Source organism: Pseudomonas sp. GW821-FHT09C08 (assembly GCF_059418125.1).
On the sequence record NZ_JBWKPG010000004.1, the window covers coordinates 754,541 to 761,747 of the forward strand.

Annotated in this window: 5 protein-coding genes and 2 tRNA genes; 5 read left to right on the forward strand and 2 right to left on the reverse strand. The window is 61.1% G+C overall.

Annotation, left to right across the window (positions count from 1 at the left end; translation table 11 throughout):
- Nucleotides 1-264 precede the first annotated feature (264 nt).
- Both uvrB and AC07OJ_RS18045 read left to right on the forward strand, forming a co-directional pair.
- A complete protein-coding gene (uvrB, locus tag AC07OJ_RS18040) occupies nucleotides 265-2,280 on the forward strand; it encodes an excinuclease ABC subunit UvrB (RefSeq protein WP_065904495.1) in 2,016 nt (671 codons plus the stop codon).
- Between the two features lie 100 nt (nucleotides 2,281-2,380).
- A complete protein-coding gene (locus AC07OJ_RS18045) occupies nucleotides 2,381-2,461 on the forward strand; it encodes a hypothetical protein (protein ID WP_495094935.1) in 81 nt (26 codons plus the stop codon).
- 117 nt (nucleotides 2,462-2,578) lie between these two features.
- Here the strand turns inward: AC07OJ_RS18045 and AC07OJ_RS18050 are convergent, their stop codons facing one another.
- Nucleotides 2,579-4,129 carry an MDR family MFS transporter gene (locus AC07OJ_RS18050; RefSeq protein WP_120449195.1) on the reverse strand — a complete coding sequence of 517 codons (1,551 nt, stop codon included), beginning with the start codon at nucleotides 4,127-4,129 and terminating at the stop codon, nucleotides 2,579-2,581.
- Nucleotides 4,119-5,165 (reverse strand): HlyD family secretion protein, encoded by a 1,047-nt coding sequence (locus AC07OJ_RS18055; protein ID WP_065904509.1) that lies wholly within the window; start codon nucleotides 5,163-5,165, stop codon nucleotides 4,119-4,121. Before AC07OJ_RS18055 ends, AC07OJ_RS18050 begins: the two co-directional genes overlap by 11 nt.
- A gap of 183 nt (nucleotides 5,166-5,348) precedes the next feature.
- Between AC07OJ_RS18055 and gltX the strand changes: the two genes are divergently transcribed.
- The 3 genes from gltX to AC07OJ_RS18070 all read left to right on the forward strand — a co-directional run bounded on the left by gltX (nucleotide 5,349) and on the right by AC07OJ_RS18070 (nucleotide 7,207).
- The gene (gene gltX / locus AC07OJ_RS18060; RefSeq protein WP_025856465.1) at nucleotides 5,349-6,830 is read left to right on the forward strand and encodes a glutamate--tRNA ligase; all 1,482 of its coding nucleotides are present in this window, start codon (nucleotides 5,349-5,351) and stop codon (nucleotides 6,828-6,830) included.
- Between the two features lie 147 nt (nucleotides 6,831-6,977).
- Nucleotides 6,978-7,053 (forward strand) — tRNA-Ala (locus AC07OJ_RS18065).
- Nucleotides 7,054-7,131: 78 nt separating this feature from the next.
- Nucleotides 7,132-7,207, forward strand: a tRNA-Glu gene (locus AC07OJ_RS18070).

Below are 7,207 nucleotides of genomic sequence, written 5' to 3' on the forward strand. Positions count from 1 at the left end.
GCTAGTATAGAGGCCATCACCGCCAAGGGCGACAGCCGAAACGGCTTTTCGGCCAAGTTTTTCGGTTTATTTGCCCACCGTTAGTCGTATTGCAACATTGCTCTCGGACGGCAGGTCAGATGATTGCCTTGAAACCCGCCACATTCGCCACCACTTCTACGGCTATCATGGTTTTTTCCTACGGCCCGCTCTGAATCTTCGCGGGTTGTGGTCTTATTCGTCCCCGACGGGTTTACAGTCTGGGGTGACTCCAAGAGGTACGTTATGTCGGATTTCCAACTAGTCACCCGCTTTGAACCTGCTGGCGACCAGCCCGAGGCCATTCGCCAGATGGTCGAAGGCATCGAGGCCGGCCTGGCGCACCAGACCTTGCTCGGGGTGACCGGTTCAGGCAAGACCTTCAGCATCGCCAACGTGATCGCGCAGATCAACCGTCCCACCTTGGTGCTGGCGCCGAACAAGACCCTGGCCGCGCAGTTGTATGGCGAGTTCAAGGCGTTCTTCCCGAACAACGCGGTGGAGTACTTCGTTTCCTACTACGACTACTACCAGCCCGAAGCCTATGTGCCGTCCTCCGATACCTTTATCGAGAAGGACGCCTCGATCAACGACCACATCGAGCAGATGCGACTGTCGGCAACCAAGGCGCTGCTGGAGCGCAAGGACGCGATCATCGTCACCACGGTGTCGTGCATCTACGGCCTGGGCAGCCCGGAAACCTATCTGAAGATGGTGCTGCACGTCGATCGCGGCGACAAACTCGACCAGCGCGCCTTGCTGCGCCGCCTGGCGGACCTGCAATACACCCGCAACGACATGGACTTTGCCCGCGCCACCTTCCGCGTGCGCGGCGATGTGATCGACATCTACCCGGCCGAATCCGACCTGGAAGCGATCCGCATCGAGCTGTTCGATGATGAAGTCGAGAGCCTGTCGGCCTTTGACCCGTTGACCGGCGAAGTCATCCGCAAGCTGCCGCGTTTTACCTTCTATCCGAAAAGCCACTACGTGACGCCACGCGAAACCCTGCTGGGCGCCATCGAAGGCATCAAGACCGAGCTGGCCGAGCGCCTCGAATACCTGCGCTCCAACAACAAGCTGGTGGAAGCCCAGCGCCTGGAGCAGCGCACCCGTTTCGACCTGGAGATGATCCTGGAGCTGGGCTACTGCAACGGCATCGAAAACTACTCGCGCTACCTCTCGGGCCGCGAATCCGGTGCGCCTCCGCCGACGCTGTACGACTACCTGCCGGCCGACGCGCTGCTGGTGATCGACGAATCCCACGTCAGCGTGCCGCAGGTCGGCGCCATGTATAAGGGTGACCGTTCGCGTAAAGAGACCCTGGTGGAATACGGTTTCCGCCTGCCGTCGGCGCTGGACAACCGGCCCATGCGTTTTGACGAATGGGAAAGCATCAGCCCGCAGACCATCTTCGTGTCGGCAACGCCGGGCAACTACGAGGCCGAGCATGCGGGCCGTGTGATCGAGCAACTGGTGCGCCCGACCGGCCTGGTCGACCCGGAAATTGAAATCCGCCCGGCGCTGACCCAGGTCGACGACCTGCTTTCGGAAATCACCAAGCGCGTGGCCCTCGAAGAGCGCGTATTGGTCACTACGCTGACCAAGCGCATGTCCGAAGACTTGACCGACTACCTGGCCGACCACGGCGTGCGCGTGCGTTACCTGCACTCGGACATCGATACCGTGGAGCGCGTGGAAATCATCCGCGACCTGCGCCTCGGCACCTTTGATGTGCTGGTGGGCATCAACCTGCTGCGTGAAGGCCTGGACATGCCGGAAGTGTCGCTGGTGGCGATCCTCGATGCCGACAAGGAGGGCTTCCTGCGTTCCGAGCGTTCGCTGATCCAGACCATCGGCCGCGCGGCGCGTAACCTCAACGGCCGGGCGATTCTCTACGCGGACCGCATCACCGGGTCCATGGAGCGCGCGATTGGCGAGACCCAGCGGCGTCGCGACAAGCAGATTGCGTTCAACCTGGAAAATGGCATCACCCCCAAGGGCGTGTTCAAGGATGTCGCCGACATCATGGAAGGCGCCACGGTGCCCGGCTCGCGCAGCAAGAAGCGCAAGGGCATGGCCAAGGCTGCCGAGGAAAGCGCCAAGTACGAAAACGAACTGCGCTCGCCGAGTGAGATCACCAAGCGCATCCGGCAGCTGGAAGAGAAGATGTACCAGCTCGCGCGGGACCTGGAGTTCGAGGCTGCGGCGCAGACGCGTGATGAGATCGGCAAGTTGCGTGAGCGTCTGCTGGCTGTTTGAGGTGCAGCGGCTGGAAGGGCCTCATCGCAGGCAAGCCAGCTCCCACAGTTGACTGCGTTCGCCTGGGCGACGCACTTAACTGTGGGAGCTGTACCCGCTCGTGCGGGACCTGGAGTTTGAGGCAGCAGCGCAGACGCGTGATGAGATCGGCAAGTTGCGTGAGCGCTTGTTGGCTGTTTGAGGTGTAGCGTCTGGAAGGGCCTCATCGCAGGCAAGCCAGCTCCCACAGTTGACCGCGTTCGCCTGGACGACGCTTTCACTGTGGGAGCTAGCTTGCCTGCGAAGGCGGCGACTCGGTCTAATGCGCTTCCCCCGCCTTGAGCCCCGCCGGCAACGCCTTGGTCAACAATATCGCCAGCATGCTGATCCCCAGCGCCAGACCGACAAAATGAAACGCATCGTTATAGGCCATGATCTGCGCCTGCTGGTGCGCAATCTCACTCAATTTGCCCAATGCCGCCGTCTCGTTGCCGAACTTCTCGGTCAGTGTCGCCATCCGCTCCGCCACCTGCGGATTGGTCGGCACGATCGCCTCGCGTAGATAATCGAAGTAGGTCTTGGTGCGCGCATCCAGCAAGGTTGCCAGCAGCGCAATGCCGATGGCGCCGCCGAGGTTGCGCAGGATGTTGAACAGGCTCGACGCCGAGCCCGCGTCCTGGGGCAGGATGTAGGCGGTGGCGATCAGCGAGATGGTCACCATGATCAGCGGCTGGCCGAGGGCGCGGATGATCTGGATCTGGTTGAACTGGCTGCCGGCGAAGTCCGGGTTGAGCACCCCCGAGGAAAAACTCGCCAGGCCGAACAGGCCAAAGCCTAGCGTGCACAGCCACTTGGGCGAGACGTACTTCATCAGCTTAGGCACCAGCGGAATCAGGAACAACTGGGGCACGCCCATCCACATGATCACTTCGCCGATCTGCAGCGCGTTGTAGTTCTGGATCTGCGCCAGGTACAGCGGCAGCAGGTAGATCGAGCCATACAGCCCCACACCCATGCCCAGGCTGGAAATGCTCGAGAGGCCGAAATTACGGTTGGCCAGGATGCCCAGGTTGATCAGTGGGTTGGGCTTGGACAGTTGCACGATGACAAAGGTGATCAGGCTGAGCAGCGCGACGCTGCCAAGGCTGACGATCAGGCTCGATTCAAGCCAGTCCTTGCGATGACCCTCTTCCAGAAATACCTGCAAACAGCCCAGGCCAATGGCCAGGGTGACGATGCCGAGGTAGTCGGTGCTTTTCAGCAAATCCCAATTCGACGGCTTTTTCTCCAGGCCATAGAGCAGCCCGGCGATCATCACCAGGCCCGGTGGCACGTTGATGTAGAAAATATACTCCCAGCCCCAGTTTTCGGTGAGCCAACCGCCGATGGTCGGGCCGATGGACGGGGCGAAAGTGGCCGTCATCGCGAACATCGCCATGCCTTTGGCGCGGTGATGCTCGGGCAGCTTGATCAAGGTGAGGGTGAACGCCAGCGGGATCAGCGCACCGCCCGTGAAGCCCTGCAAGGCGCGGAACACGATCATGCTTTCCAGGCTCCAGGCCATGGAGCACATCAATGAGGCGATCAGGAAGCCCACCGACACCCACACGGCCAGGCGCCGTGCCGAGAGCAACTGCACCAGCCAGGCGGTGAGGGGGATCATGATGATTTCGGCGACGAGGTAGGAGGTGGAAATCCACGAGCCTTCTTCCAGCGTGGCTGACAGCGCACCCTGGATATCCTTGAGCGACGAGTTGGTGATCTGGATGTCGAGCACGGCCATGAAGGCGCCGAGCATCACGCTCATCACCGCGATCCAGTCGCGCCGGGTCGGTTCGCCGACCGGGCGCAGCAGTTGATCACCGGCCATCGGGCTGGTCTTTGATGTTCACTTTGACGGTGACAGACATGCCAGGGCGAATCTTGCCCTGCAGCGGGTTATCCGGCGCAAACGTCAGCTTTACCGGAATGCGTTGGACGACTTTGGTGAAGTTGCCGGTGGCATTGTCCGGCGGCAACAGGCTGAACTGGGCCCCGGAGGCGGCGAACAGGCTGTCGACCCGCGCCGCGATGGGCGTGTCGCCATAGGCATCGAAGGTCAGCTCGGCGTGTTGCCCCGGTTGCATATGGCCGATCTGGGTTTCCTTGAAGTTGGCCTGGATCCAGATGTCCTGGTCGGGGACGATTGATAGCAGATAGGCGCCGGCCTGCACGTATTGGCCATTGCGCGCGGCGCGCTGGCCGACCAGGCCGCTGATCGGCGCGTGGATTTCGCTGCGGGTCAGGTTGAGTTCGGCCTGGGCAAGGTCGGTCTTCGCGTTGACGATCATGGCGTCGAGGCGCTTGATCTCGGCGTTCAGGGCATTCACCTGCTGGCGCTGGCCCTGCAGATCGGCCTCGGCCATGCTCACCTGGGAGCGGGCGATGTGGTTGTCGGCGGAGAGGGTGGTCACGCGTTCTTCCGAGACGTAGCCGGGCCCGCGCAGGGTTTGCGCGCGCGACAAGTCAATCTGCGAGCGCCCCAGGCTGGCCTGGCTGGACGCGACCTTGGCCGCGCCGGCGGCAATCAGGCTGGCTTGCTGGGTGAGCTTGCTCTGCGCCTGGACGCGCTCGGCTTCACGCATGGCCAGGGCGGCGTTGGCGCGGTCAACGGCCAGGTGGAAGTCATCGCCTTCGAGCTTCACCAGCAACTGGCCTTTTTGCACGTGCTCGTTGTCGCCGACCAGCACCTCGACAATCCGCGCGCCCAGTTGGCTCGACACACGGGTGATTTCGCCCTGCACGTAGGCGTTGTCGGTGCTTTCATAGAAGCGGCCCCTGAAGAACCACTGGGCGAAGAAACCCAGGGCAATCAGGGTCACGATAAACACAAAGATAAACAGGCGGCGTTTGAGTGGGGCAGGCATGGGCAGGATGTCTGTAACAAGAGGTAATGGAATATAGCCAGCCGCGCATCTGGCAAATAGCCATGGCACGCCTCCAGACCGAAGCTTGGCCACTATGCCCTTGTGCTGGAGCCGGGGTGCCTGGGGCTGTTACCATTCGCCCCTTGTTTCAATTTCAGTTATATCGCCCATTCGAGACCTGCCATGACCACCGTCCGCACGCGCATCGCGCCATCGCCTACTGGGGATCCCCACGTCGGCACTGCCTACATCGCCTTGTTCAACTACTGCTTTGCCAAGCAGCACGGCGGTGAATTCATCCTGCGGATCGAAGACACCGACCAACTGCGTTCGACCCGCGAGTCGGAACAGCAGATTTTCGATGCCTTGCGCTGGTTGGGCATTACCTGGGCAGAAGGCCCGGACGTTGGCGGCCCGCACGGCCCGTATCGCCAGAGCGAGCGCAGCGACATCTACAAGCAATACACCCAGCAACTGGTCGACATGGGCCACGCGTTCCCGTGCTTCTGCACCGCCGAAGAACTCGACCAGATGCGTGCCGAGCAACAGGCCCGTGGCGAAACCCCGCGCTACGACGGCCGTGCACTGCTGCTGTCGAAGGAAGAAGTGGCCCGCCGCCTGGCCGCTGGCGAGCCGCATGTTATCCGCATGAAAGTGCCGAGCGAAGGCGTGTGCGTGGTGCCGGACATGCTGCGCGGTGACGTCGAGATCCCGTGGGACCGCATGGACATGCAGGTGCTGATGAAGACCGACGGCCTGCCGACGTACTTCCTCGCCAACGTGGTCGACGACCACCTGATGGGCATCACCCACGTGCTGCGTGGCGAAGAGTGGTTGCCGTCGGCGCCCAAATTGATCCTGCTCTACGAGTACTTCGGCTGGGAGCAGCCGCAGCTGTGCTACATGCCGCTGCTGCGTAACCCGGACAAGAGCAAGCTGTCCAAGCGCAAGAACCCGACCTCGGTGACCTTCTACGAGCGCATGGGCTTCATGCCGGAAGCGATGCTCAACTACCTGGGCCGCATGGGCTGGTCGATGCCGGACGAGCGCGAGAAGTTCTCGCTGCAGGAAATGGTCGACAACTTTGACCTGTCCCGCGTGTCGCTGGGCGGGCCGATCTTCGATATCGAGAAGCTGTCCTGGCTCAATGGCCAATGGCTGCGTGACTTGCCGGTGGAAGAGTTCGCCAGCCGTGTGCAGCAGTGGGCGTTGAACCCTGAGTACATGATGAAGATCGCGCCGCTGGTGCAGGGCAGGGTGGAGACGTTCAGCCAGGTCGCGCCCCTGGCCAGTTTCTTCTTTGCCGGCGGCGTGAACCCGGATCCCAAGCTGTTTGAATCCAAGAAGCTTTCGGGCGACCAGGTTCGCCAGCTGATGCAGTTGATCCTGTGGAAGCTGGAAAGCCTGCGCCAGTGGGAGAAGGATGCAATTACCGCGACAATCCAGGCGGTGGTCGAGTCTCTCGAGCTGAAATTGCGCGATGCGATGCCGCTGATGTTTGCCGCGATCACCGGGCAGGCCAGCTCGGTGTCGGTGCTCGATGCAATGGAAATTCTCGGCCCGGACCTGACGCGTTTCCGTCTGCGCCAAGCCCTTGATTTGCTTGGTGGTGTTTCGAAGAAAGAAAACAAGGAATGGGAAAAGCTGCTGGGCGCTATCGCTTAAGCAACGAGCGGTAACGTTAAAACCCCGGTTTTCCGGGGTTTTAACGGTAAGTGATTGTTATCCCGGCAAAAAATTTTGAAAATTGTTGAAAATAAATTTGACAGCCTTTCAAACCGCCATTAAGATTCGCCCCGTCCTCACCGATGAGGGGCTATAGCTCAGCTGGGAGAGCGCTTGCATGGCATGCAAGAGGTCAACGGTTCGATCCCGTTTAGCTCCACCAATTTACAGGTTCAAGGTCTGGCCACACCGTCCTTGAATCGATCAGGTCTCAGCCCTGATCTGTTGTACAGAAGGTTTTGTCCCCTTCGTCTAGTGGCCTAGGACACCGCCCTTTCACGGCGGTAACAGGGGTTCGAGTCCCCTAGGGGACGCCA

Excerpts from the sequence above, each read along its gene's own strand:
- uvrB (WP_065904495.1), top strand. The coding sequence starts at position 265 with ATGTCGGATTTCCAACTAGTCACCCGCTTTGAACCTGCTGGCGACCAG.
- AC07OJ_RS18050 (WP_120449195.1), bottom strand. The coding sequence starts at position 4,129 with ATGGCCGGTGATCAACTGCTGCGCCCGGTCGGCGAACCGACCCGGCGC.
- AC07OJ_RS18055 (WP_065904509.1), bottom strand. The coding sequence starts at position 5,165 with ATGCCTGCCCCACTCAAACGCCGCCTGTTTATCTTTGTGTTTATCGTG.
- gltX (WP_025856465.1), top strand. The coding sequence starts at position 5,349 with ATGACCACCGTCCGCACGCGCATCGCGCCATCGCCTACTGGGGATCCC.